Source organism: Paenibacillus apiarius, from assembly GCF_017052585.1.
Classification (GTDB): domain Bacteria; phylum Bacillota; class Bacilli; order Paenibacillales; family Paenibacillaceae; genus Paenibacillus_B; species Paenibacillus_B apiarius.
In genome coordinates this window covers 3246815-3271674 of the sequence record NZ_JAFFHZ010000001.1, presented here as the reverse complement: position 1 = coordinate 3271674, position 24860 = coordinate 3246815, and the positions used below count along the sequence as shown (strand labels likewise).

Annotated in this window: 23 protein-coding genes; 4 read left to right on the top strand and 19 right to left on the bottom strand. The window is 51.7% G+C overall.

Annotated features, from left to right (window positions below; genetic code table 11):
* Positions 1-445: 445 nt before the first annotated feature.
* The 5 genes from JSQ80_RS14750 to JSQ80_RS14730 all read right to left on the bottom strand — a co-directional run bounded on the left by JSQ80_RS14750 (position 446) and on the right by JSQ80_RS14730 (position 7505).
* A complete protein-coding gene (locus JSQ80_RS14750; protein WP_206095802.1) occupies positions 446-1633 on the bottom strand; it encodes an amidohydrolase in 1188 nt (395 codons plus the stop codon).
* 55 nt (positions 1634-1688) lie between these two features.
* Entirely contained in the window at positions 1689-3110 is a 1422-nt protein-coding gene (locus tag JSQ80_RS14745) for an MFS transporter (protein WP_206095801.1), read from the bottom strand.
* Positions 3085-4296 carry a M20 family metallopeptidase gene (locus JSQ80_RS14740; RefSeq protein ID WP_206095800.1) on the bottom strand — a complete coding sequence of 404 codons (1212 nt, stop codon included), beginning with the start codon at positions 4294-4296 and terminating at the stop codon, positions 3085-3087. The genes JSQ80_RS14745 and JSQ80_RS14740 overlap by 26 nt, the downstream gene beginning before the upstream one ends.
* A gap of 201 nt (positions 4297-4497) precedes the next feature.
* Positions 4498-6855: a helix-turn-helix domain-containing protein gene (locus tag JSQ80_RS14735; RefSeq protein ID WP_206095799.1), complete on the bottom strand. Its 2358-nt coding sequence runs from the start codon at positions 6853-6855 to the stop codon at positions 4498-4500.
* A 317-nt stretch (positions 6856-7172) separates the two neighbouring features.
* Entirely contained in the window at positions 7173-7505 is a 333-nt protein-coding gene (locus tag JSQ80_RS14730; RefSeq protein ID WP_206095798.1) for a winged helix-turn-helix transcriptional regulator, read from the bottom strand.
* A 125-nt stretch (positions 7506-7630) separates the two neighbouring features.
* On the opposite strand from JSQ80_RS14730, the gene JSQ80_RS14725 reads away from it, so the two are divergent.
* Complete coding sequence (locus JSQ80_RS14725) at positions 7631-8548, top strand: NAD-dependent epimerase/dehydratase family protein (RefSeq protein WP_206095797.1); 918 nt, start codon at positions 7631-7633, stop codon at positions 8546-8548.
* A gap of 152 nt (positions 8549-8700) precedes the next feature.
* Here JSQ80_RS14725 and rlmD read toward each other — a convergent pair whose 3' ends face one another.
* The 4 genes from rlmD to JSQ80_RS14705 form a co-directional block, all read right to left on the bottom strand.
* Positions 8701-10338 (bottom strand): 23S rRNA (uracil(1939)-C(5))-methyltransferase RlmD, encoded by a 1638-nt coding sequence (gene rlmD, locus JSQ80_RS14720; protein WP_206095796.1) that lies wholly within the window; start codon positions 10336-10338, stop codon positions 8701-8703.
* 705 nt (positions 10339-11043) lie between these two features.
* The gene (locus tag JSQ80_RS14715) at positions 11044-11937 is read right to left on the bottom strand and encodes a diacylglycerol kinase (RefSeq protein WP_176392719.1); all 894 of its coding nucleotides are present in this window, start codon (positions 11935-11937) and stop codon (positions 11044-11046) included.
* Positions 11938-12170: 233 nt separating this feature from the next.
* Positions 12171-13175 (bottom strand): sirohydrochlorin chelatase, encoded by a 1005-nt coding sequence (locus tag JSQ80_RS29505; RefSeq protein WP_206095795.1) that lies wholly within the window; start codon positions 13173-13175, stop codon positions 12171-12173.
* 2 nt (positions 13176-13177) lie between these two features.
* Positions 13178-13468 (bottom strand): YerC/YecD family TrpR-related protein, encoded by a 291-nt coding sequence (locus tag JSQ80_RS14705; RefSeq protein WP_087432065.1) that lies wholly within the window; start codon positions 13466-13468, stop codon positions 13178-13180.
* Positions 13469-13703: 235 nt separating this feature from the next.
* Between JSQ80_RS14705 and JSQ80_RS29105 the strand changes: the two genes are divergently transcribed.
* The 3 genes from JSQ80_RS29105 (at position 13704) to JSQ80_RS14690 (ending at position 15311) form a co-directional block, all read left to right on the top strand.
* Positions 13704-14270 (top strand): oligopeptidase, encoded by a 567-nt coding sequence (locus JSQ80_RS29105; RefSeq protein WP_240463670.1) that lies wholly within the window; start codon positions 13704-13706, stop codon positions 14268-14270.
* Positions 14271-14589: 319 nt separating this feature from the next.
* A complete protein-coding gene (locus JSQ80_RS14695; protein ID WP_087432064.1) occupies positions 14590-14946 on the top strand; it encodes a DMT family transporter in 357 nt (118 codons plus the stop codon).
* Between the two features lie 50 nt (positions 14947-14996).
* Complete coding sequence (locus JSQ80_RS14690; protein ID WP_206095794.1) at positions 14997-15311, top strand: DMT family transporter; 315 nt, start codon at positions 14997-14999, stop codon at positions 15309-15311.
* 91 nt (positions 15312-15402) lie between these two features.
* Here JSQ80_RS14690 and JSQ80_RS14685 read toward each other — a convergent pair whose 3' ends face one another.
* The 10 genes from JSQ80_RS14685 to purD form a co-directional block, all read right to left on the bottom strand.
* The gene (locus tag JSQ80_RS14685) at positions 15403-16404 is read right to left on the bottom strand and encodes an inorganic phosphate transporter (protein WP_206097609.1); all 1002 of its coding nucleotides are present in this window, start codon (positions 16402-16404) and stop codon (positions 15403-15405) included.
* A gap of 98 nt (positions 16405-16502) precedes the next feature.
* Entirely contained in the window at positions 16503-17114 is a 612-nt protein-coding gene (locus JSQ80_RS14680) for a DUF47 domain-containing protein (protein WP_087432062.1), read from the bottom strand.
* A 361-nt stretch (positions 17115-17475) separates the two neighbouring features.
* Complete coding sequence (locus JSQ80_RS14675; protein ID WP_206095793.1) at positions 17476-17781, bottom strand: DUF3048 C-terminal domain-containing protein; 306 nt, start codon at positions 17779-17781, stop codon at positions 17476-17478.
* A 14-nt stretch (positions 17782-17795) separates the two neighbouring features.
* The gene (locus tag JSQ80_RS14670; RefSeq protein WP_240463668.1) at positions 17796-18461 is read right to left on the bottom strand and encodes a DUF3048 N-terminal domain-containing protein; all 666 of its coding nucleotides are present in this window, start codon (positions 18459-18461) and stop codon (positions 17796-17798) included.
* A gap of 337 nt (positions 18462-18798) precedes the next feature.
* On the bottom strand, positions 18799-19629 hold the full coding sequence (locus tag JSQ80_RS14665; protein WP_206095792.1) for an alpha/beta hydrolase: 831 nt from the start codon (positions 19627-19629) through the stop codon (positions 18799-18801).
* A gap of 287 nt (positions 19630-19916) precedes the next feature.
* On the bottom strand, positions 19917-20162 hold the full coding sequence (locus JSQ80_RS14660; protein WP_087432060.1) for a hypothetical protein: 246 nt from the start codon (positions 20160-20162) through the stop codon (positions 19917-19919).
* Positions 20163-20231: 69 nt separating this feature from the next.
* Entirely contained in the window at positions 20232-20810 is a 579-nt protein-coding gene (locus JSQ80_RS14655) for a TetR/AcrR family transcriptional regulator (protein WP_087432059.1), read from the bottom strand.
* Positions 20811-20864: 54 nt separating this feature from the next.
* Positions 20865-21656 (bottom strand): ABC transporter permease subunit, encoded by a 792-nt coding sequence (locus tag JSQ80_RS14650; protein ID WP_087432058.1) that lies wholly within the window; start codon positions 21654-21656, stop codon positions 20865-20867.
* Positions 21656-22609: an ABC transporter ATP-binding protein gene (locus tag JSQ80_RS14645; protein ID WP_206095791.1), complete on the bottom strand. Its 954-nt coding sequence runs from the start codon at positions 22607-22609 to the stop codon at positions 21656-21658. Before JSQ80_RS14645 ends, JSQ80_RS14650 begins: the two co-directional genes overlap by 1 nt.
* A 971-nt stretch (positions 22610-23580) precedes the next feature.
* Positions 23581-24858 carry a phosphoribosylamine--glycine ligase gene (purD, locus tag JSQ80_RS14640; RefSeq protein ID WP_206095790.1) on the bottom strand — a complete coding sequence of 426 codons (1278 nt, stop codon included), beginning with the start codon at positions 24856-24858 and terminating at the stop codon, positions 23581-23583.
* Positions 24859-24860: the final 2 nt, after the last annotated feature.

Genomic DNA, 24860 nt, shown 5'->3' with positions numbered 1-24860 from the left:
AATGGCTCATCTTCAGACACTCTTTTCTCGCTCATTGATAGAATGAAGCAATTGACAAAAGGCAAACGCGGCATTACGCCTGGTAAAACTAAAGCTAATCGATTCGAAGCTTACTCTACCTCCCATCCTCGAGAAATGGTCCAATAAATACCGCATGTAGAGGATTGTCCATCTAGTCAATAAACCTTAAATCAACACCATCCAACTCCTGATAATCTCGGTACCCTGTATAATATAAACCTCTTACCATCTCAGCCAAGAAAATACTAAGCAAATATCCCCTCCGATCAACAGCGGAGGCCATCACTACCAATGATCTCACTATGTTAACCACGAGGGGATACTTCAACACCATTCTATTTTTACAAAACTAAGCTTTACTTTGAACGCTCAGAACCCTGAGCCATTCTCATGTTATTCCCATGACCATCCATCAGTTGTCCTATTACTTCAAATCATAGTATCCGCACACCACTTCAGCAACCGACTTCGCGGCCACGAGCAGCCCGTCTTCGTCGATATCGAACTTCGGGTGGTGATTGAAGCAGACCTCTTCCGCGTTCTTCGGCTTACAGCCAATGTAGAAGAAGCAGCCCGGAATTTTTTCCAAATAGTACGCAAAGTCCTCAGAGCCAGATAACATATCGCCTTCACGGACAGCTGTCAAATAATCGCCAACTCCCTGCTCTAGATAACGAGCGACGTTCGCTGTTACTTCTGGATCATTATAGAGCGGTGGATAGTCCGCCGTATAGGTTAAGGTCGCTTCTACGCCGAATGTCTCTTCAATCCCTTTGACGATACGATGAATCTCTTTATCGATCAACGCTTGGGTCTCTGTCGTCATGTAACGCACATCACCTTCAAGCTCGACATAGTCCTTGATGACGTTAAAGCTTCCTTTGCCGTCGAAGGATCCGATCGTCACGACGCCGGTATCGAATGGGTTCAGGCGACGGCTAATGATCGTCTGAACGGTCGTGACGAAGTGCGCGGCAGCGACGATCGCGTCATTGGCCATATGTGGCGAAGAGCCGTGGCCGCCTTTCCCTTGAATGCCGAGCTTGAAGTAGCTGCGGCCTGCCATTGCAAAGCCGCTCCGATACATCACTTCGCCAACATCCCCCGTAGGGAAGACGTGAACGCCGAAGATATGCTCCACGTCAGCAAGAAGGCCCGAATCAACAATGCTCTTCGCGCCTCCAGGAGGCGTTTCCTCCGCATGCTGGTGAATGATCTTAATCGTGCCAGGAAGCTCATCCTTGAGCTGGATCAAGCAGTCCGCAAGCACGAGCAAGTAAGCGGTATGCCCGTCGTGGCCGCAAGCGTGCATGATGCCTGGGTTTTCAGAAGCAAAGGGAAGACCGGTCTCTTCCTGAATCGGAAGCGCATCGAAATCAGCCCGCAGCGCGATCGTCTTGCCCGGCTTGCCGCCTTGAATCGTGACGATAATGCCATGCCCGTTTCCAACTTCCGTATCCAGCATCACATCTTTGCCTTCATAGAAGTCTCTAATATACTTCGCGGTTTGTTCCTCTTTGAAAGATAGCTCCGGATGGGCGTGCAGATATCTGCGAATCGCAATGATCTCATCCTTACGTTCATCGAGCATCGCTAATAATTGTTCACGCATGTTCATATCCTCCTGTGAATCTGTATAGCTCTAATCCGAACTCCAAGCGGTATTCTTACTTTGTAGCTGGAGCGAGAGATACATTATCTTTTTTGCTGCCCTTTGGTGCCGTGATAATGACCGACAGTAAGGATACCACACAGAATGCAACGTTCGTTAACAGCCCGACCATTGCGGCCAGCTCTATACTTCCGGCAGCAGCGATAACCCCATACACGCTTGCGGAGATGGCGACACCGAACGAACCGCCGAGCGAGCTCGCCATTTTATAAATCCCGGAAGCAATACCGACCTTGCTTTCTGGCGCATTGGAGACCGCAGTATCCGTCGATGGCGTCGCGTACATGCCAAGTCCGATACCAAATAGCATGAAGCCGACAAAGACAAGCAACGTATAGAGAAAGCCTGGGACAAAGGTGAATGACATCATGGCAATTCCAATTGCCGTAATGAGTGAACCCGTAATCATTGGCTTACGTGAGCCGTGCTTCTGCAACAGCTTCTCGCCGACACGAATCATGACGAGCACACACACCAAGTAGCCAAGGGACAATAGCCCGGATTCGAAGGCGGTAAATCCGCGCCCGATCTGAACGTACGTATTCGCGACAACCAAGGTGCCTGCTGCGGCATTCAATAAGAAGTTCGACACGGTTGCCCCGGTATAGGCTTTATTTTTGAACAGAGAAAAGTCAATGAATCCATTCGCATGGCGGAACTCAATTTTGAAGAAAATAAACGTCGACACAAGGAACACTACAGCAAGAGACAATGTAATCGCGCTTGTCCAGCCGAAGGAGGAGCCCCGCGTAATGATCAGGTTCAAGGTAACGAGCGTAATCACGAACGTAACCAAGCCGCCAAAGTCGAAGCGAGCCTTGCTGCCCGATTGTTCGACCTTGCTCTTGCTCTCAGGCGCACCTTTGATGAGCAGCATCGCGAGCAAAGCGAACACGATCGAGAAGACAAAGATCCAGCGCCAGCCCATATACGTTGCGATTGCGCCGCCGGCAAAGGAACATACCCCAGAGCCGCCCCAAGATCCGATGGACCAGAAGCTTAACGCCCGCTGCCTTTCTGCTCCCTCAAAGTACGTCTTCATCAGAGCCAGCGTTGCCGGCATGATACAGGCTGCGGACAGACCTTGGATAATCCGGCCTGCGATCAGCATTCCGGAACCATGTGCGAGAATAAGCAATAAGGAACCAATGATACTAAGAATGAGCCCAATGTACGTCATCTTCATTCGCCCGAACTTGTCCGCCAAGCCACCGGCAACGACGATAAAAATCCCCGAGAATAACGCCGTCAAGCTTATGGCGATATTCAGCGTATCTAGAGATATTCCGAGATCAGCCTGAACGTCAGGAACGATATTAACCATGGATTGCGCGAAGAGCCAGAAGGTGATAACCCCGAACACGATCCCTACGATAAGCTTATCGTTGCCTTTATACGGAACTGTTGGTGTCTTCATCTCTTTCGCCCTCTTTCATGTAGTCTATAACGAGTGCACCCATGACTTTAGCAGCAATCTGCAAGCAGTCTTCATTGATATCGAATTTAGGGTGATGATGAGGGTAATACTCTCCATTGCCAGGCATCGCGCCTACATAGAAAAATACGCTTGGACGCTGTTGCGCGTAATAAGCGAAGTCCTCTGAAGGCGGCTGCGGTTCACAGCGTTCGATTGAGGTGACCTCAGGAATGCCGCTCTGAGTCAGTGACTTCACCACAAATTCCGTCAATGCCGGATCGTTGACGAGAACAGGATAGTCATTGTTGTATTCAAGCTCATACGTGATCCCGAACATTTCTTGAAGTCCGGATAAGATGCGGCGAATTTCCTGTTCAATCAAGCTGCGAGTCTCTTCCGTCATCGCTCGAACATCGCCTTCAAGCTCGACCGAGTCTTTAATGACATTGAAGCTTCCTTTTCCGTCAAAGGACCCGATCGTAATGGAGCCGACATCAAATGGATTCAAGCGGCGGCTTACGATCGTTTGTACGGCGCATACGAATTCGCTTGCGGCAACAATGGCGTCATTGGCCATATGCGGCGAGGAGCCATGACCGCCTTTCCCATGAATCTTCACCTTGAAGTAGGCACGTCCCGTCTGGATCGGTCCTTCACGGTAGAAGACTCCTCCCGTCTCCATGGTAGACATGACGTGGATGCCGAGCACATGGTCCACCCCATCCAGGCAGCCATCCTGAATCATATGAATCGCTCCGCCAGGCGGTGTTTCTTCCGCATGTTGATGCAAAATAACGACCTTGCCCTCTAACTGATCCTTCATCTCCATTAACGTCTCGCCAAAGACAAGCATGTAAGCCGTATGCCCATCATGTCCGCAAGCGTGCATGACGCCCGGATTCTGCGAGGCAAATGGAAGCCCCGTTTGCTCCGTGATCGGAAGCGCGTCGAAATCCGCGCGGATCGCTAAGGTCTTGCCCGGCTTGCCGCTATCAATCGTGACAACCACGCCGTTGCCGCCGACATGCTCGCGAACGTCACAGGGCTTGTCTTTATAGAATTCAGCGATATACTTCGCGGTATTCTCCTCCTGGAAGGAAAGCTCCGGATGCGCATGCAGATACCGTCTGATCTCAATGATGCGTTCTTTTTTCTCGTCTAGTCGTCTAAATAGTTCCGTTTTCATGACCTCTGCCCTCCTATAACATGATGCTTGTCACCGGCCAGTGTAGAAACTTGTTCTACGCCTTTATTATAGGAAAGAAAGCGATTGCAATCGGCCCTATCTTTGCACTCTCATGTCCTTCGTTTTGCCGTCTTCTTGTTTGACCTTCCTGTTTGGACAAAACAGAAGGGGGCATTTTTACCCACTTTCGTCACATGTGATTTATTGCATATCATCGAACATTCTACGGAACTCATAAAAGTGAATCGCGTTCATGTCCAAGTACACATAAAAGGACCAATCATCGCTCAACTGCTCGTCAATGACTTTCAAGGAAGGGGTCGAGCGGTGGATGATATAATTCATAATCTCCTGATCGACGCCATGCTTGCTATTGAGCTTCCCCCACTCCGAATACAATGCCCCATGATCGCGGTCGAATTGGAATTTGCGAATCTGATACGCACCTGGCCTCATGCCAAGCAGGCGAATATGCATCTCCTTCTTCCGCTGTCTCAGAAACAGCTCTTCCACCGAGAGGCGAGGATTGAAATTATTGCAGTTCAATAGAGCGAGCTGGTATCCATCTGCATGCTCCGTCATCACATAATCTTTCCCTTGTGCGACAATTCGTCCTCGCAGGCGTTCCTTGAACATGACCGCGTAATAAGCAGGTCTCTTTCCATTGAAAAAGTGAAACAGCTCCAGCCCGTCAATGCTTATATTACGAGCGCTGCGCTCCTCCTCATGCTGCTCCGTATTGATCCAGAAGCCGATCGCGTCGACCTCACGGCTTATATCCAGCACCGCCTTCATCACTAAGGCACCGCGGAAAAACGTTCCGTTCGTATACCTAGTATTCCCGGTCAACGTATTCCAAGACATGAGAAACAGCGATTTTTCCATGCGATGCTTCCTTAAAAAAGCTTTCAGCTTGGACGTAACGGAGAGGATATAGTCCCGCGTTTCGGTGAAATCATCGTCAGCCGATTTATCGAAATCAACGACTTCGTTCGGATTCGCTTCGTATGCAAGGAAGTCAATAACGTCGCCGTGGCTTAATTGCCATTCATGCTGTGTAGCCGTTGTCCCTGTTCGTTCGGAAAAAGGAAGATAGGTCCCCACCTGCACTCGCTCTTCCCTGCTCTTCACTAAAGACTGAAGGCGAAGATATATCCGCCGCAGCTCTTCTGGGGAGGCAATCGTGACATGAGGCTCATAATACATGAAGCGCCACTTCGCTACGGTATCCCGTCCAAAAATTTGAATCGAGTGGCGGATAAACTTATCCAGCAGCTCGAAATACTGGTTCTCGTCTGAGGAAATCTCCTGGTATTCGATGCGGATCAGGAGATGGAGATGATGATCTTTTAGGAACTGGAGGGCAAGATCGGAATTCATGAACGGCGTAGAGGTAGCCACCAGCTCGTCCGTTTCCGCTTCGGGAAGCAGCGTCTTGCCAAAGATCAGGTTGCGAATTCCGATATATCGGATGCGGAGCTCCTGCCGAGCCATGAGAAGCTGCTCTTTGACATTCTCATTAAGGAGCTCCTTAAGCTGGCCGATGAAGAGAACATGCGTGGAAGCCGCCACTTCCTCCTGTCTGGTTGGGTCAAGTTCGATCTGCCTTTTCTCAAATAGAGCCTCGCTAATATCAGAGATCTGCTCCCCTGTCTCAATGTACTGGGCAAGCTTCGCCAGAATATCTGGTGATTGCAGCGCCGTTCTGGGCTCAGAAGCATGGTTAGACGCTGGCTGTGCATCGTCCTGCTGCTCCGAATGCTCCTTCCGATATTGGGCCGGGGACATCCCGTAGGCCGCTTTAAAGACGGCATTGAAGTTTTTCGAGCTTGCAAATCCGTGCTTTAACGCAATATGAGATAACGAATCTGTGGAATGAACCAGATCATCAAAACTATGCTTCAGCCGAACCAGATTGACGTACTGTACGAATCCAAAACCTGTCATTTTCTTGAAATACCGAGAGAGGTAAGAAACCGATAAATACTCCTTCTGTGCGATCTCATTTAAGGTAATCGGCTCGTCGTAGCGCTGCTCAATCTCCTGAATGATGCGCATAATCCGTTCATCGTCGTGAGAACTCCCTTCACGCACGGGAGCCTCGGTCTTAAAGAAACGAGTCAGCAGCAGCAGCATTTGGAATAAGCTGCTCTGCAGTTCCAGGTCCTGAAGCTCGCCTGTTCGCGAGTAAGCAATCATGATCTCGGCAAGATAACGCCGCAGAAGTGCGACCATCTGCTCGCGCCCGCGGTCCATCTCTCGCGAGAAGCAGTCGAAGTGATAGGAGAAGTACGATTTATCATGCTGTGCAAAGAACTGTGCCGTCAGGCTCAGCACCATGACGATATTATCCTCCTGGCTTGAGATCTCATGCCTGTCATTGCGGTTAAGGATCAAGATATCATGAGCCTGCAGCTTATAATCACGAGCCGTACAGCTCACGGTCAGGCTCCCGCTGATCACAAACAGAATCTTCGTTCCAAAATAACTCGTTGGGGGCATCGACCGAATATTTTCCATGCTGATCTGATAGTTGTTGTTTGTTGCTGCATTCGGCATTGTGAACGCCTCCTTTGTTTAAGTGTGACCGGATTTGTTGAAAAACATTAGGTTTAGGTTCAGTTTACGTGAGCCTATTTTTATTGTCCAGACAGGTGCAGACGCTCCGGTCAGCCATTTATAAACAAAAAGGCTTCAAGCTTTAAGACTTGAAACCTTCATGGATTATTAGATGTTTAGGTAAATGTGACCCCAAAGATACTACTCCCTCACTAGCAACACACAGCACTCCACATGAGTTGAGTGGACAGTGTAGGCAACATACGATGTGCCCCTGGCCAGATTAACAGGCTCTGTAAAAAGCACAATGCTCATTTTTATTTTTTCTGTTCTAATACATCCCATGAATTTCCCCATTCTTTCATAGCTTCAAAAATCGGATGAAGGGATTGCCCCTTTTTAGTAAGGGAATATTCGACATGCGGAGGAATTTCTGAATAAATAACACGACTAATAACCCCTTCTTCTTCCAACTCTTTTAATCGCAGAGAGAGTGTCCTTGGACTAATCCCTCTTAAAGACCTCTGTAACTCCCCGAACCGCTGTGGACCGTAAAAGATGTCCCTTAGAATTAGAAACGTCCATTTACCTCCAATTACATTCATTGTCTTTTCGATGGGACAGTTTTGGTGATTAGATTCGTGAGACATCTTTTATACCTCCGACTATCATTAAGTATAGTAACTATAATAAAATACCGTACTTTTATTTATTTTGTACTTCATATAGTATAGTGCTAAAGAATCCTTAAGTGAATAATGGGGGCATGAAAAGAATGAAGACAATTGTCTTTGGAAGCACTGGATTTATTGGTAGTCATGTAGTGGAACAATTGCAATTAGCTGGACATCAAGTAACGGCAGCGATTCGTGATACAAGTAATACAACATTTTTAGAGAGTTTAGGGGTCAATGTAGTTAGGATTGACTTTTCGAATCCTGAAGCAATTGGAAAAGCAATAGAAGGGAATGAAGTGGTTTATAATTGTACGGCTGATACAAATCTACATACACAAAACAGCTTGGATGCTCCAGTAGAAACAAAATTAACTAAAACGTTAATTGAAACAGCCGTTTCACAAGGTGTTTCCCGATTTATTCAATTAAGCACAATCGTTGTATATGATTTTAAAAGTAATAACCCTATTGATGAATCCTACGTTTCACAACCTGAGTACCTAACACAAAGAGTAGCTATTGAAAGGGAAAAAGTGATTGAAGAAGTAGCGAAAAAGACTGGGATTGAAACCGTGATTTTACGTCCAGCAAGTACCATTGGCATTAGAGATACCAAATCATTTTTTGCAAGGCTATTTACCGCTCATACGAATGACCAATTTCCGATGGTTGGAAATGGCGATACTAAAGTGTCTCTAATAGATACAAGAGATATTGGAAGGGCAATGGAATGGTTAGGAACTTACGAAAAACCGAAGGCTGACAATGGGGTTTATTTACTTAAAGGTTTTGATACAACTTGGTTTCAATTAAAGAAAGAAATTGATCGGCAAACTGGCAGGAATGCTAAAATTGTTCAGTTATCGACATCTGAACAAACAATAATGGTAAAAAATTTTACAATAAATAGAATTTGGGATGACAACAAAATCAAAAAATTGGGAGTTAATACGAGATATTCTTTAACCGATGCAGTGGAAGCTTCAGTTTATGACTTACTTAATAGAGTTAAGTAAATTATTAAGTTCATTTATTGACGAAAAGAGCAACCGTAGTCGAATTAAGTTGGACAGAATCAAAAGACAAAGGTAGGAGAAAGGACAAAATAATTGAATAACAAAGAGGGGCGATGCCCCTCTTTTACAATGTTCGCCAATACATCTCCTTTTTATTTGTCTTTCCGCACTAACAGTGAACAGCACTCCACATGCACCGTATGCGGGAACATGTCCACCGGCTGCACCTCAACTACCTTATATCCTCCATCTGCCAAAATACGCAAATCGCGCGCTAACGTAGACGGGTTGCACGATACATACACGATCCGCTCCGGACTCATTTCCAGCATCGTATCCAGTAAGGCTTGATCACAGCCTTTGCGCGGCGGATCAACCACAATCACATCCGGAGACTCGCCATACTCTTTCCAGCGCGGGATGACCTCTTCGGCTGCGCCAACGGCAAACTCCGCGTTCGTAATTCCATTCAGCTCCGCGTTGCGGCGCGCATCGGCAATCGCTTCCTCAACAATTTCCACGCCGAGCACCCGCTTCGCGCGCTGCGCCAGGAACAGCGAGATCGTCCCGATGCCGCAGTACGCGTCAATGACGATCTCCTGCCCGCTCAGGCCGGCATACTCCACTGCCTTCTCATACAGAACTTCCGTTTGCACCGGATTCACCTGATAGAACGAACGTGCGGAAATCTCAAACTTGATGTCCCCGATATAATCGGTAATATATTCGGAACCCCATAGCACACGGGTTTGGTCGCCCATAATAACGTTGGTGCGCTTTGTGTTAATGTTCTGGCACACACTCTTCAGCTGCGGCAGAGCCTCTGCCAGCTCGGACACGATATCCGCTTCATATGGAATCCGCTCCCCGTTCGTGACGAGCGTAATCATCAGCTCGTTCGTACGGAAGCCGACACGCATGATAACGTGACGCAGCAGACCGCTATGCGTCTCCTCATTGTACGGCTCAATGCCGTATTTGCGGGCAATCCGTTTCACGGCGCGCATCGCTTCATCATTCGCCTCATGCTGAATAAGGCTCACATCCGTATCGATAATGCGATGGCTCGCCTTGGCGAAGTATCCGCCAATCAGTTCGCCCGTACGGTCGTTCTTGCCGACCGGCATTTGGCTCTTGTTGCGATAGCGCCAAGGATGTTCCATGCCGAGCGTCGGCAGCACCTGGACTGGTTTTGCCTGCATCTGCATTTCCAAAATGCCGTCTTCCCGTTCAACAGCAGCAGCGTCAGGACCTGCTTGTCCATTTTCATTAGCGTTCACACCCGATAACTCTGCCGCCTCCCCCCGAGCCTGTTCCCCCTCTTCCTCAAGCACAGGCTCGACGCGGAACTTGCCGATTCGCTCCAGCACATCAATGACATGCTGGCGCTTCCAGCGCAGCTGCTCTGTATACGCCAGATGTTGCAGTTGACAGCCGCCATAGTAATTTGCCGGATATTCTGCCTCAACTCTATAAGGGCTGTTGACCAGACGCTCCAGCACCTTGGCATAGCCATACTGCTTCTTCACCTTCAGCACGAGCGCCCGCACCTGCTCGCCGGGAAGGGCACCGCTGACGAACAGCGTGAAGCCGTCCACCCGGCCGACGCCTTCGCCATCGTGGGTCAATCCGATTATGTCCAGTACGACCTCTTCATTTTTCTGCACCGGAGCAGTCCGCTCGTTTGCATGTGCCGCGCGTCCACCCGCCGTCGTCCGTGAACGCGTCGCAGATGCAGACCTTGCTTCATTCCGGCGCCCTGGCCGTTTGCCTTGCTTGTTCCCTTTCACGCTATGCCCTCCCGCTTCCTCGTTGCTTCTATCTCAATTCAGCCTTTTTGTCCTTACCTGTACAACCTTCATAAAACTTATCCATCGCACAATCTTACTGACCTTTTCAACATCGTTCCCATCATACCATAGCTGCGCCTTCAATGAGAAAATCTCTACCGAGACCTTTGAAAGGTAAGCAACCGCGTTTAAAAAAAGCTAAGAACCGTGATTGTTCATGTTCATAACATGTAACGAATGTTCCGTGCACACAATGCCTTTCAGACTACGGAGATTTGTTTCACCGGTTACTTTGCTTCATTCTACCCTTCCATCAGGAGAGAGCATGACCAACGATCACTCTAATTCACTTCCATTATTTTCACACGCTTCATCCCACGGCATCCAGTACGCCATGTGCCTTATCCTCAACATTTACTTTTCTGACTGTAAGGGAGAATGGGCATAAGAACCATAAGTACATAAATGACCGTCTACACGTTCAAAAAGGAGAAGCGGGCTGCCATTCTGAATGAAGGGGAGAGTGAAACAAAGGATGAAAACAGACATACCTGCTCCGGGAAGAAAAAAGTGATTTCATTCACTTTAACGCCCCGCCACCCGCCTAACATAAACATTCCCTAAAGAGCAAGAAATGGCCTGACCCGCCCCGCACCGGCAGCAAGCCAAGCCGCTCGTTCTCATCCGAACGATGCTTCCCATTTTCTATTCACCATCCACAAAAATCCGCAAATGCGACGGCAGCACCTGGAACGTCGCCGGCAGCAGTCCGCCGTACTCCCCGTCCAGATTGAGCTGCACCATATCCGGCGAGGTCACCGACACGCGCTTCGTCTGAGCATGAATGATGAGCGGATCGTTCACATGCTCGCCACGCAGCGCCATGCCTGCCACGCGGATGAATTCCGCCAGATTGCACTTCTTAAGCATGATGACATCGAACAGACCATCGTCAATGCGCGCATCCGGCGCCAGCTTCTCGAAGCCGCCGACGGAGTTCGTGTTCGTAATGAGGAACAACATGAATTCCTCATGGAATACGCCATGGCCATCCAGCTCGATGCGCAGCTCCGTCGGACGCAGGCGCGTCATCTTCTCGAGGCCCTTCATGTAATAAGCGAGCTGTCCAATCATCGTCTTCAGCTTGCTTGGCACCTCATATGTCAGCTCTGTCAACGACCCGCCGCCCGCGATATTGATGAAATATTTATCATTCGCCTGCCCCAGATCGATGACCCGCGTCACCTGCCGCGTAATGATCGAGCATGCCTCTTCCCAATTGCGCGGAATGCCAAGCGCCCGGGCGAAATCGTTCGTCGTCCCGAGCGGGATGATGCCAAGCGGCGGCCGTTCCGGCTTGCCTGCCATGCCGTTAATGACCTCGTTCAACGTGCCGTCTCCGCCAGCCGCGATAATCATATCGTAGCCGCGGTCGATCGCTTCCGCCGCACTCGTCGTCGCATCGCCCTCGCCGTCCGTCGCGTGCGTCGTCGTTTCGATGCCTGCGGCATCCAGCATCTGCAAAATATCCGCCAGCCGCTTCTTGCCTTCCTCCCGTCCGGAGGTCGGGTTATAGATTAGTCTCGCTTTTTTTATCATGACTGCGTCACCCATTTACAATCTATTCATATCGATGCGATCTCACAACCATTATCCGTGCGCAGCAACAATCTCACCAGCGCCGTTCTCTCTGCTTGCATGCCAATCAGAACAACCGAATCTTATATCGTGAACCGTGAACCCTTTCACAGAAACCATCTTCAAACAAGGAACACAAGAACTTATCGTTCAATCTTCTATGTTAAACGTTTTGGTGAAAAAAACAACTATTTTCATTCGCTCAATCTGCCAGCCAGCATCCCCAGCAGCCTCTCTGCTTCACGCTCCAGCCAGCGGCTTAGCGCCGGATACGGCAGCAGCGTCTGTCCGTCGTACATAACCGGAACGTCTGCCAAGCGCTCAGGAATAACATGAGTCGTAAAATACCCTCGGCTCAGAAATACCGGCACCACCGCCACTCGCCGCTTCACCGCATGCTCGCCAAGCTCTTCATCCGCTCCAAGGGATGGAGCAGCATCGAACATTGGAAGTGGTGCGGCCAGCTTCTCCGCGCGCTCGCCAAACCCGTCTGCGGCGCCGCTCAGCAAGCTCATTAACCGCTGCGCGGCGGCCGCGATGTCCTCACAGCAGAGCAGCGCGTGCGACGCGGCCGCGCACATGCCGCGCTTCACGAGCAGCCGCGCCAAGCCGCGCAGGCTATCATGCCAGCGCGCCTGGAACGGCTCGTGCGGACTGCCGTGCGCTATCAGCAGCACGCCATCCGCGCCGGGGCGTACGCCCAGCCCGCGCAGGCGGGCCTCCACCATGCGGAGGAGAATATCCTCCTCCGCATCATCGGCCCCGCCGAACACGCGCGCGGCAACGCCCGCGCCTCCGTTGGCCTCCTTGCCGCCGGCCAACCCGGGCCGCCCGCCTAGCTCGGCCGCCACGGCTCCGCCGTCAAGCGGGCGCCCGTACAGCACGCGCGCGTTCACGCGGAACGGCGCCAGCTCCGTCTTCGCAAGCGGCGCCGCCGTTACGCCGAGCGCGTACGCGATCTCGTCCACGTGCTTGCTGCCCGCGGACACGAACAAGGGGATGACCCCAATATGGTCCACCCCTTGCGCTTCCAGCGCGTCGACGCCGTCCTGAATATTCCGGCTCGGCACGCATTCCAAAAAAGAAGAAGCGATCGGTACGCCTTCCGGCCACGCAGCCTTGGCAATCGCTTCATCTACCAGTGTAACCCAAGAGCCGTCTCGTGAACCGTGGCTAACCACCAACAGACCCGGCTTCATGCTTATCGCCCGAGACGCTCCAAAGCCATTTTGTAACCGTCATTCCCGTAATTCAAACAACGCTTCACACGCGAAATCGTGGCTGTACTCGCTCCGGTCTCCGCTTCAATCTGATTGTACGTACAGCCCTTGCCCAACATGCGAGCAACCTCTAATCGCTGGGATAAGGATTGAATTTCATTCACCGTGCACAGATCGTCAAAGAAAATATAGCACTCTTCCACTGATTCAAGGGTCAAAACCGCCTCGAACAGCTGGTCGATCGTCTTATCGTTCAATTTTTTCAATTGCAACCTTATCCACCCCTACTTCATCGCTTGTAACCTCATTGTACTTCCTTTATCCTACCTTTTCAAGCGTTACCAAGTTTGTGCTTTAGAGAATAGTAGTGAAAATAAAGCGTTTCCATTCAGGATCGGGCGTACGCCTACGGGCGATCGTCCAAACGAGTTGTTCGCCTACCACATACAGTATAGTAACCCATAGGTTAGAGCCAATCAATATTTTATTTAAAAAGGTCGTGATCATATGAACGCGCCTCACCACGGACGGCGGGCCCCGACGAATCCGCAGGACCTCATGGCCGTGCCAAGCTTGCATATACCGAAGCAGCATTCCCACTCCTCATCGGCTCAGTGGACCCGCAGCTTCTCGGGCGGCTTGCCCCCTTCCCAGTTCCAGCCGCCGTCAGCGCCCGAAGGAGCCATCGTGCCATACACCCCGGTTGCGGAGACACCGGTGACCCCCCTCAATACCGAGAAGAAAAGCAGCTTCTCCATGAATGACATCAAGCAGGTCATCGACCGCATGGGCGGTATCGACGGCATCGTCGCCACGATGAACAAGGTTCAAAAGGTAATGCAAAGCGTCTCGCAAATTGCGCCGGTAGCGAAGCTGCTCATGGGCAGCCTCCTCCCTAATAAGAAGGGCAAGAAGGAAGCCGACGACGATGTGGAAGATTGGGATGTGGAGGAAGCGCAGCGCAGACGAAGAAGACGACGCCAGCGCAGACCCAGCCCGAGCAATCGAACCGGCACGAGAAGACCTGCGAAGCAGCGCCGGACGACGCGCCCGAACCAGCGGCGCAAACGATAGAGCGCTGAAGCACCGCCTTCTCCCCCCAAGCAGGATCGGCATTTATCACTATCCTGTCCGGACCCGTCAGCCGCGTTATTTTCCTGCGGATGGGCACCACCGGACACCGCACAGCAGGGATCCCCTCCCGACTCAGGCACCTAGAGGCTGTCTCCTTAGTGGAAATTCTACTATGGGGGCAGCCTCTCTCCCTATCATTTCCGGTCTAATCTTCGGCTCGATGCAGCATGTCTTCGTCCGATCAGGGCGACAATAAATGGGACAAGCTCATCGGTTTCTTTCGCATCGCAACAACCCAAAAATGAAGGAGGATTGACCTATGGCATGGCTTTACGTAGTCATTGGAGGAATTATTGAAATCGGCTGGGCCATCGGCCTGAAATATGCGCATGGCTTTACCGTGCTATTGCCCAGCCTCATTACTATCGGCTTGATTATCATTAGCTTTTACTTCTTTACGCAGGCGATGAGACGGCTTCCGATTGGAACGGCTTATGCGGTATATACCGGCATCGGCTCGGCCGGAACAGCGCTCGTCGGCATCCTGTTCATGGGAGAACCGGCAAGCTTGCTTCGGATCGCCTGCATCATCCTGCTCGTCGGATCGATCATCGGCTTGAAGCTGGTCACAGCGGAAGAGCCCGAACCAGCACAGCAACCGGCAAGAGTGAAATAATTCAGCCGTGCCACAATGTCTAACTACACTTTTTCACAGGGGGATTCGTTATGAATTGGATATTCCTTATACTCGCTGGCTTTGCAGAAATCGGCGGCGTCATCAGCCTAAAAAAATCGGACGGGTTCCGTAAATTAGCGCCTACCCTGTGTGCCATCGCGTTCGGAGGCGCGAGCTTCTATCTTCTGTCCTCCTCGCTCCGGACGATTCCGATTGGAACCGCCTACGGCATCTGGACCGGTATCGGCTCCGCCGGCAGCGTGCTGGCGGGAATGATATTTTTCAAAGAACCGAAGGAGTGGAAGCGGCTGCTGTTCATCTCGCTTATCGTCATTTCGCTCATCGGTCTGAAGCTGTCAACATGAAGCGGCACATGAACCATGCAACGGACGGCAACGACAAATAAGGGGCGTTCCCGCGAAGTAGAAGCTCTACTCCCGGAACACCCCGTATTGATTAATAGAAAGCAAAATGGATTATTTTTAAAACAACCATTGCCAGCACCGCGCAGATCGGAATCGTAATAAACCATGTAATGACGATCCGGCCTGCTACCCCCCACTTGACAGCCGAAAAACGCTTGGCGGACCCTACCCCCAAAATGGCGGAGGTGATAGCATGCGTAGTGCTAATTGGCAAGTGCGTCAGCGTCGCCGACATAATAACCGAAGCGGCGGACAAATCAGCGGCAAAGCCGTTAATTGGTTCAATCTTGAAAATTTTCGTTCCCATCGTCTTGATAATCTTCCAACCGCCGATGGACGTACCGAGCGCCATCGCCGTAGCGGCTGCAATCTTAACCCACAATTGGACTTCCATATCGGTCTGAACCTGCGCCGTTACGAGAGCGAACGTAATAATACCCATCGCCTTCTGCGCGTCGTTCGTCCCGTGGGTGAATGATTGGAAGGCCGCCGTAATAATCTGGCATGTCCGGAACCCTTTGTTGACGGTATGCGGACTGTGCCTGCCGAAGATCCATTTCAGTATCATCATGACGATATAACCTACGACAAATGCAATGATCGGCGAAATGATGAGACCGATAACGATGCTCTTGAATCCGCCCATATTCAAATAATCCATTCCGGCTCCGGCGAACACCGCCCCTGCCAACGCGCCAATGAGCGCATGGGAGGAGGAGGACGGAATGCCGAACCACCATGTAACCAAGTTCCAAATAATAGCGGCAATGAGCGCTGCCGCCACGATCTCCAGCCCATTTTCCAGCTTGGCGGGATCGGCAATGCTGCCCCCAATCGTCTTCGCTACGCCCGTAAACGTAAGGGCTCCGACGAAGTTCATTGTGGCAGCCATCAAAATCGCTACCCTTGGCGGCAATGCCCGCGTCGATACCGACGTCGCGATAGCGTTCGCCGTGTCGTGGAAGCCATTGATAAAGTCAAAGCCCAGCGCCAAAATGATGACGACTCCCACGACCATTAAAGTCATATCTATGTCCATTTACCCGCGATTGCACTGAACCGAGAACCGCTCGCGTCCGCGCAATACCCAACCTCCTTCGTACACTCAGCTTGCTTATGCTACGACAGTTATTAGGAATTCCGCATGACGATCGATTCCAACTGGTTCGCTACATCCTCGCAGCTATCCGTAGTCGCTTCCAACCGTTCATACACATCTTTGCGTTTAATCAATTCAATCGGGTCCGTCACATCGACGAACAAAGCCCGGATCCCGCGGCGGTAAATATCGTCGGCCGCATTTTCCAGTTCGTTGACGCGGATGTTGTGCTCGCGAATCGCGAGGAGCTTCTTCTGTGACAACAAACGAATTGCTTTCTGAATTTCATACGTGCTGCGCTTGATAATATCCGCGAACAACACCACGATTTCATCACGTTCAAGCATCTGGTACATGTCGAAACGCGAAGCACTGGCCTCCATCCCGTCCAGAACGTCATCCAATGCCGTCGTCAGCGCCATAATATCCTCACGCTCGATCGGCGTAATGAAGGTTTTGTTGAGCTCTGTCAAAATCGTGTGGGTAAACATATCGCATTTGCTCTCTAGTTCCTTCATTTCCTTGGTAAAAGACAACACATCACTCAAATCTTCTACACCTTGTGCGAACGTTTCTGCTGCTTGAACGAGCGTATCCGCCATATTTTGCAGCGTTTCGAAAAACACGTCCTTCTTCTTGAACATTCCGAGATCTCCTTTGCAACAAGAAATTGCCTATGTGATGTAAACTTTTCAAGCCTTACATAGTTTATCACATGACCCGGTAGGTTTGTAAAGAAACCGTAAAGCGAAAGTGGACATTTGTCGAAAGTTTACGTCATTTTTAGGACTAGTATCCTTTCTTTTTCGACAAGTTTCGTGTTTTTTCAAAAAGTACGCCGTAAACCTTGCTACCACACGGCTTTGCGTAATTAACCAATCATTCCCAATCGACGTGTTAAAGCAATGGCGGCTCGTGCGGCACGATCAACATATGAGTCTTCCCCGGCTTCAGCGGAAGGGCTTGTCCGGACTGCATGAATGCAAAAGCTCCTTGCCCGTTACGCTACCATGTGCCGCTATATGTGCGCCCGCCCGTGAACAAGAGCGCTTCGCCGCCGCCATCCAGCTGTACTTCGAGCCGCCCGACATTGTCCAATACGCGGTGGGGCGCAGCGAGCACGAGCACATTATCGGCCGTGAGCGGCTTGTCCGTTGCCATGTCAAGATGCGGCTCGCCATTGATATGTCGGATATAGTTTCCGCTATTTTCATCATATGCATACTGCACACGATCGCCATTGTTCATAAAGGCGACTTCGATGCGGGTTGCCGCTTCACTTGAAGCGGATGGCTGGCTCGTGGAAGGCATGGCGGCGGAAGCTTCTATTTCCGTATGCAGCGGTGCAAAGCTGGCAAGGCCTCATCCTCCATCGGAAACCGTGTGGCAGCGGTCTCCGTGATCTTGCTCAGCTTCGTGTATAAATTGTGCGGCGCCTTGCGGAACGATTCCCGCCAAAACGCTCTGCCTGCATTGGTGATTTCATCCAAGTAGGGCTTGCGCTGCTTCTGCAAGATAGAATACGCATCGTTGCTTCCGCCCGCATGAACGAGCACGGCGTGGAAGCTCTCCCCCAGCTCGATCAAGTAAGGCCGGATGCTCCGTACCGGTCCGATCGCCCCGTCATAGTCCAACTGACTATGATAAATAGCTACAATGCGGGTAATCCCCCCTTCCGCAAGCACTTCTATCAGCATATCGGCGAATGACAAGCCGGATTGCGGTCTGGCGCTTTTGAAGTTGTTTACCATGACGGCAATCGGGCGCTTCTTCAGCGGCTCCTGCGCTTCCAATCCCGTAAACGGCGCACGATACGGCGCTGGCTGACGCTCTTCAGACTCACTTCCATCCAGAGCGTTGACTCCGTCTTCCCGCTCCATTGCCGGCGGCTCGGTTGCAATCCCTTTTCCCGCCCCGGATTGACAAGCCGTCATCGCGAGCATAAGCATACATAACGAGCCGATGACCATTACGCGTAACTTTCCCAACAATCGCAACGCCTCCCCGACATCCCATTTCTTTTATTTTCCAATGTTTTGCGCCGCTTGTCCACTATGTCCCTTCCGTCCCCCTCCTGAATGTAAGGGAGACTAGACAAATGCCCATTGCGCGGAGGCCGGCAAACACAAAAGAGCGAAGAATCCGGCTCTTCGCCCGTCTTCTTCGCTCTTTGACAACCTTCCATTTTCATTCATCATGCCGCTCGTCTTTCGCTAACTGGCACCGTTTCTCTCGCGTCGCTCATGTTGCCATCGACTTTCTCATGCTGTTCAATCTGCTTCTATCCCGCTTGCATCAGACAGACTGCCCTCAATCTTATCACGCCGCTCAAATGCTCCAGTTCGCCCATTCCTCCTGCCGCTTCTCCCATTGCTTCAGCCAATGAATCGTGCAGGAGAACAGCTTCTCCCGATGCTCGCCGCTAGAGTACGTATGGTCCGCCTGAAAGATAATCTCCTTGTCGCACTGTCCGTCGCTTCGCATCCAGAACACCTTCTGATACAAGAAAGTGTAGTCCGCCGGAATGATGTCATCGCTCGTGCCGTGGACGAGCAGCACATCGCCGTTGAACTTCGACGCCTCTTGAAACGGCTGATGCTTGCCCAGCGAATTAAAATAGGCCGGAGTGAACGTGTAGCCCAAATAATCGGATGCGCCGCGGGTCATGGACTCGTCATACCGTTCGCGCCCGACGATGCGCACGATATCGTTGAACGGGTAGGCGACGGGAGACCACAGCACCAACCGCTTGATGCGCGGATCGCGGACCGCCGCCAGGATCGCCACGGCCCCGCCCAGACTGTGACCGATGAGCGTCACACGCTGTGGATCGACATTGCCGCAGCCAAGCGCATAATTCACTACCGCTTGCGTCTGCTCTATCATATCGTCGAGGCCGAAATGTCCGTACTCGCCCGTACTCTCACCGCAACCGGCATAATCAAACCGGATCACAATATGCCCCTCTTCGGCAAGCTGCCGCGAAGCATTCACAAACAACCGATCGACGCCGATCCGGCTGCCGACGAAGCCATGGCAAATAATCGTGACCGGAGCCCGCCGCTCCGATCCGGACTCAAAAGGCGCCCGCTCCACTGGATAGTGCAGCGTAGCCGCCAACCGCTCCTGCTGCCATCGAATATCGATTTGTCGTTCCATCGCCATTCCCCTCGCTTTTTCCTTAACAATGAATGTGTTTGCCTGATATCTTATAATTCCGATTAATTTACTATGAATTAGATAAAGTTTACTCCATCTTCCCTTAAAGTGTCAAGTGTTTAGCAAGTCAAATTCATACACCTGAATTTTCGGCAAAAAAATAGCCGCAACACTGCTCCCGCAGCATTACAGCCTTCATTCAGCCCGACGGTTGATCGTGCTCTTGTGTTCATGAGAACACAACACGGGACCGGTCGATTGAGCTATGAATGCCCTGCCTGTTCTCCCTAGTATAGACCGTAGGAACGCTGCACCATTTGATGCGTTTTAAGCGTTCCATCCGACATGCCTTCGTGCAGCAACGCGGTAGAAGCCGGCTCCTCGGATGGATCGGCCGGAGATGACGGAGAATCCGCTCCCGCTTCGTCCTGCAGCATCGATTCCAGGTCTGATGCCTCATCCAGTCCCCGCGTATGCTCCTGGGACAAGTACAACTGTGTTAACGCATGGCCTAACGGATACGGATTTTTCATCCTCGGTTCCCTCCTGCCGTCTAATAACTTGGTTCTTATACGACATTATTATGGAGGAAGGAGGATAAATTATACGCGATGCGGATCGCGATCGACCAACATGCCATGACACAGCATCGTCATCAGCTGATCCGAAATCGTCCGCATGCTGAAGCATCCGTCCAGCTTGCCCGGCTGCGCCATGAACTGCTTCATCGAGACAAGGAACCTGACGATAAGATGCGGGGACAGCTCCTTGCGGATATGGCCCTCCTGCTGCCCGCGGAAGATCGCCGCCTCGAATTCCGGCAATATATGCTCCTCCGAATACGACATCAGCCGCTGAAAGACAGCCGGATAATATTGCACCAGATCGTTAATAAATGCTTTGGACACGTCGTCGAAATCGTGGTATTCCATCATGCGCCGGAACAAATCGTACGTATCGCCCGCTTCCGCAATAACCTTGCGGAGATGCTGATGAGATTCCTCCAGCATCTGAGCGATGATGACCTCCAGCAATCCTTCTTTGCTTTGAAAATATTTATAAATGGTCATCTTCGCGACTGGAACCGCTTCGGCCACCTGCTCCATGCTCGTCTCTTGAATCCCTTGTTCGAAAAATAAGCGCCGACCCGCTTGCACGATGGCGATGGCTTTACTGTTCAAGTGACATGCGTTCCCCTTTCTCAACGGATGACGCGGACGGCTGGCCTTAACCCGTTATAAATCCCGGCGGGACAACATCAGCCAGCCTCCCAGCACTCCGACTATATATACTAATATCGTAATGAATACGCCGTCCCATGGCAAGCTGCCCGAAGTGAACATTTCTTCTCCGCTGAAGATCGTGAACAGACTGAAGCCGGAGAGCCAGGACAACGACTCATTCATCCCTGCCAGCATATTCAGGAGAAACGAAATAATGACGATGCCTATGCTTATCGCAAGACCCGCCCGCTCCGAAGCGACGAACACCGTAATCAAATATCCGATACCGGCGAACGCCAGCGCCGCCAATGCCCCGGCTGCCATGTATACCAGCAAAATCGCCGCATCCTCTATCGTGCTGAACCACTGCCCGAACAAAAGCGTTACCCCATAGCAAAACGCGGTAATAAGAAGCAGACCCGACAGATGGGCAGCCACTTTGCCCATGAACAGCCCGCCGCGCGTTATCGGCAGCGTGAACATGAAATCTACCGTGCCGCCGTCCCGTTCACGGGATACCGTGGATGCGGCCCATATGGCAGCAAAAGCCCCAAGCAGCATGGTGAAGAAAACGAGCGGTTCTCCTCCCATCCAGCCTTCGAAGCTCCCGAGCATTTCGGCATGGAACCCGAAGCCTTCCAGCAGCGCCTGCGGGAATTGATCCAACGCCTGCAGCAGCTGCTCGTTGTTCATATACATATCGCCGACTCCGGCGAACATCATTTGGAATAACACAATAATAGCGGCCCATATGACGAAGCTGCGCCGATTCGTGCGCCACTCATACCGAAATACTTGCCACATCAGGACTCGCTCCCTTCTTGTTTCCCGGCTTTGCTGTGGTGAAAAGCTGCGCTCTCTGCCGTGTTCCCCGGTTCATACTCCGCCATGAACAACTGCTCCAACGACGGCTGGTCGATCCGAATATCATCGATCTCATAAGCAGACAGTTGCCGCAGCGCAAGATGCAGCTCCCCGCGCAGCAATAGCCGATGCTCTCTGCCGTCATATACGGCATCCGGATCAAGCGTCCGCAGTTGATAACTGTCTATGCAATCCCCATACTGCCGGAAGCGGACATGCACGATGCGTGCGTCCTTGCCTGGAATGGAGTCGACATCACAGACGCGCAGCAGCTTGCCTTCGCGAATAAACGCAACCCGCTGGCACAGCTTCTCCACCTCGCTCAATACATGCGTGGAGAAAAATATCGTCGCCCCCTGCTCATTTTGCTCGCTCAGCATGTCAAAGAACGTATGCTGCATAAGCGGATCCAGACCAGACGTCGGTTCGTCCAGCACGAGAAGCTCCGGTTGATGAAGCATGCATTGAACGATGCCAAGCTTCTTGCGGTTTCCGAGCGAATAAGACTTGACGCGTCTGCGCACATCCAGCTTCAGACGTTCCGCATAGTCGGGCGCAGGCGTATGCTTGAGATCGAGACCATGCACGGAAGCGGCGAACGATAGTACCTCCAGCCCCGTCATATCCGGATGGAAGTGCACCTCGGAGGGCAAATAACCGATACGCTTGCGCAAATCCGGCCGCTCCTTGCTCACCCGTTCCCCGAACAGCTCAACCGCTCCGGCCGTCGGACGAATCAACTGCATCATCGTGCGCAGCGTTGTAGACTTTCCAGCCCCATTCGGTCCAATAAAGCCAAATACTTCCCCTTGCTTCACCGTCAGATTCACCTGCTTGATACCGAGCTGTTTACCGTACCTTTTCGTCAAACCGCACATTTTCACAACATCCATCTCGCCCACCCCATTATATACTTTAATTATTTATTGAGTACATTATATGAGTAACAACATTTGTTTTCAATATATATTTATACTCAAAGGTAATCGATAGTACAAAACCCTGCAATAGAACCAATTACACAATGGCACGGGCTATGGCAGGCGATAATGCGCGAATTGCAATGTTCAGATGGCAATATTCTGAAGCAGATGTACTGCCGCTGATGTTCTGACTCTAATGTGCTGACTCTGGTGTTCTGACTCTGGTGTTCTGACTCTGGTGTTCTGTGTTTCTGATATGCCCCGCGACACGTTACTGAGTTGATGGGAGAATGGCACGAATAATAAATTTGAGCTTATTGAGAAACCCAGAATGTAAAAAGAAACAAGTATGGTGGGGGTCTCCGCTTCCGTCGCTGTTGAATCCAAGTCATTCAGGATGAGACGGTGCGGGGATGACTCGGATTCAAGGCGATCGCCAGGTCTCTCCTGCGAACACACTCCACTCTTATTTGTTTCATGCAGGGTTTCTCAACAACCTGAAATTTGCAGGCCATGGAGCCAAGAGCCCGAAAATCCAAATGTAATCGCCCCTTAACTACCGCGTTTTCCGCAAACTACAGTGCATTGGAAAACATGCAGTAGAAAGGTCCATCTCTCTTCAAAAGACTGCATTCCAGTGGAAAAGCTCCAATCAAATCCCCTCTATCCCGCTCCACAGCTGCCTCAACACGATTTCTATTGGACCAAATCCAGTCAAAGGCCTCTCAAGCCGCTCCGACACAGCTTTCCACTGCACATTATCCAATGAGTTCCCCCTGCACCCTCAGATGAGCATCCTATTATACCGCATCACACATCACATCTCCATCCCCTTTACCCTAGTATCAAGCCCCGCCTGCGTCTTTAAGCATCAAAAAAAGCCCTCCCCCTGCAAATTAGGGAGAGAGCTTGAAAGACCCGCATTAATTCCATTCGCAAAATTACATAACAGGCGTCTTCGCTTTGGCCGCAATGTCCTTCCGGTATTGCATCCCGTCGAAATGAAGCATATCGACGGCCTTGTACGCCTGCTCCGCCGCAGCCGCCACATCCGCACCTCGGCCAACCACGCCAAGCACGCGGCCGCCATTCGTCTTCCACGCACCATCCGCATCGCGGGACGTTCCGGCATGGAACAGCAACGCCTGCTCCGCTGCTTCATCCAAGCCCATTATCACGTCCCCTTTGCGATATGTGCCAGGGTACCCTTCCGACGCCACGATAACGCATACTGCTGCAGCGGCGTGCCATTCCAGCTCCACCTCATGCAGCGTTCCTTCCGCCACCGCCCACAATACGTCGAACAGGTCGCTCTTCATGCGCGGCAGCACGGCCTGCGTCTCCGGGTCCCCGAAGCGCGCGTTGAATTCAACGACCTTCGGCGTGCCATCCGGCGCAATCATCAGTCCGGCAAAGAGCAAGCCTTTGAACGGCCTGCCTTCACTAACCATCGCACGGGCCGCCGGCTGAATTATCGTGTCGACAGCGTTCACGAACACCGCTTCCGAAAATTGCGGCAACGGGCTATACGTCCCCATTCCCCCCGTGTTCGGACCCTGATCGCCGTCGAATATCGGCTTGTGATCCTGCGCAGGCACGCAAGCGCGCACCGTCTCGCCGTCCACGAACGCGAGAATGGACATCTCTTGGCCCTGCATGAATTCCTCAATGACCACCTGCTGGCCGGAAGCCCCGAATTTGCGCTCGACCATCACTTCCTCCAGCACCTGCTCGGCTTCCGCGAGACTATGCGCAATCGTCACGCCTTTTCCTGCCGCCAAGCCATCTGCCTTGATGACGACAGGCAGCGATTGCTCACGCACATAACGCTTCGCCGCACCCGCGTCATCAAAGACTGCATAGGCGGCAGTCGGAATTTCGTATTTGCGCAGCAAATGCTTCATGAACACTTTGCTGCCTTCGATCTCGGCCGCCTTGCGGTCCGGCCCGAAGACGCGCAACCCATGCGCATGCAGCACATCAACGATGCCGCCAGCGAGCGGATCGTCCGGACCGACCACGACCAGGTCCACCTTCTGCTCCGCGGCAAAGGCAGCAATGCCTTCAAAGTCGTCGACGGACAATGCAACGCATTCCGCAAGCTGCGCAATACCGGCATTGCCCGGCGCGCACAGCACGTCATCCACCTTCGGGCTCTGCTTGAGCGCCCAGACGAGCGCGTGCTCGCGGCCGCCGCTGCCAATGACCAATACCTTCATCT

What these genes read in the sequence shown, in the direction of transcription:
- JSQ80_RS14750 (WP_206095802.1), bottom strand. Translation starts at nt 1,633, where the DNA reads ATGCGTGAACAATTATTAGCGATGCTCGATGAACGTAAGGATGAGATC.
- JSQ80_RS14695 (WP_087432064.1), top strand. Translation starts at nt 14,590, where the DNA reads ATGGCATGGCTTTACGTAGTCATTGGAGGAATTATTGAAATCGGCTGG.
- JSQ80_RS14680 (WP_087432062.1), bottom strand. Translation starts at nt 17,114, where the DNA reads ATGTTCAAGAAGAAGGACGTGTTTTTCGAAACGCTGCAAAATATGGCG.
- JSQ80_RS29505 (WP_206095795.1), bottom strand. Translation starts at nt 13,175, where the DNA reads ATGAAGCCGGGTCTGTTGGTGGTTAGCCACGGTTCACGAGACGGCTCT.
- JSQ80_RS14645 (WP_206095791.1), bottom strand. Translation starts at nt 22,609, where the DNA reads ATGGATGTTGTGAAAATGTGCGGTTTGACGAAAAGGTACGGTAAACAG.
- JSQ80_RS14675 (WP_206095793.1), bottom strand. Translation starts at nt 17,781, where the DNA reads ATGCCTTCCACGAGCCAGCCATCCGCTTCAAGTGAAGCGGCAACCCGC.
- JSQ80_RS14715 (WP_176392719.1), bottom strand. Translation starts at nt 11,937, where the DNA reads ATGATAAAAAAAGCGAGACTAATCTATAACCCGACCTCCGGACGGGAG.
- JSQ80_RS14665 (WP_206095792.1), bottom strand. Translation starts at nt 19,629, where the DNA reads ATGGAACGACAAATCGATATTCGATGGCAGCAGGAGCGGTTGGCGGCT.
- JSQ80_RS14725 (WP_206095797.1), top strand. Translation starts at nt 7,631, where the DNA reads ATGAAGACAATTGTCTTTGGAAGCACTGGATTTATTGGTAGTCATGTA.
- JSQ80_RS14740 (WP_206095800.1), bottom strand. Translation starts at nt 4,296, where the DNA reads ATGAAAACGGAACTATTTAGACGACTAGACGAGAAAAAAGAACGCATC.
- purD (WP_206095790.1), bottom strand. Translation starts at nt 24,858, where the DNA reads ATGAAGGTATTGGTCATTGGCAGCGGCGGCCGCGAGCACGCGCTCGTC.
- JSQ80_RS14735 (WP_206095799.1), bottom strand. Translation starts at nt 6,855, where the DNA reads ATGCCGAATGCAGCAACAAACAACAACTATCAGATCAGCATGGAAAAT.
- JSQ80_RS14690 (WP_206095794.1), top strand. Translation starts at nt 14,997, where the DNA reads ATGAATTGGATATTCCTTATACTCGCTGGCTTTGCAGAAATCGGCGGC.
- JSQ80_RS14650 (WP_087432058.1), bottom strand. Translation starts at nt 21,656, where the DNA reads ATGTGGCAAGTATTTCGGTATGAGTGGCGCACGAATCGGCGCAGCTTC.
- JSQ80_RS14730 (WP_206095798.1), bottom strand. Translation starts at nt 7,505, where the DNA reads ATGTCTCACGAATCTAATCACCAAAACTGTCCCATCGAAAAGACAATG.
- JSQ80_RS14660 (WP_087432060.1), bottom strand. Translation starts at nt 20,162, where the DNA reads ATGAAAAATCCGTATCCGTTAGGCCATGCGTTAACACAGTTGTACTTG.
- JSQ80_RS29105 (WP_240463670.1), top strand. Translation starts at nt 13,704, where the DNA reads ATGAACGCGCCTCACCACGGACGGCGGGCCCCGACGAATCCGCAGGAC.
- JSQ80_RS14745 (WP_206095801.1), bottom strand. Translation starts at nt 3,110, where the DNA reads ATGAAGACACCAACAGTTCCGTATAAAGGCAACGATAAGCTTATCGTA.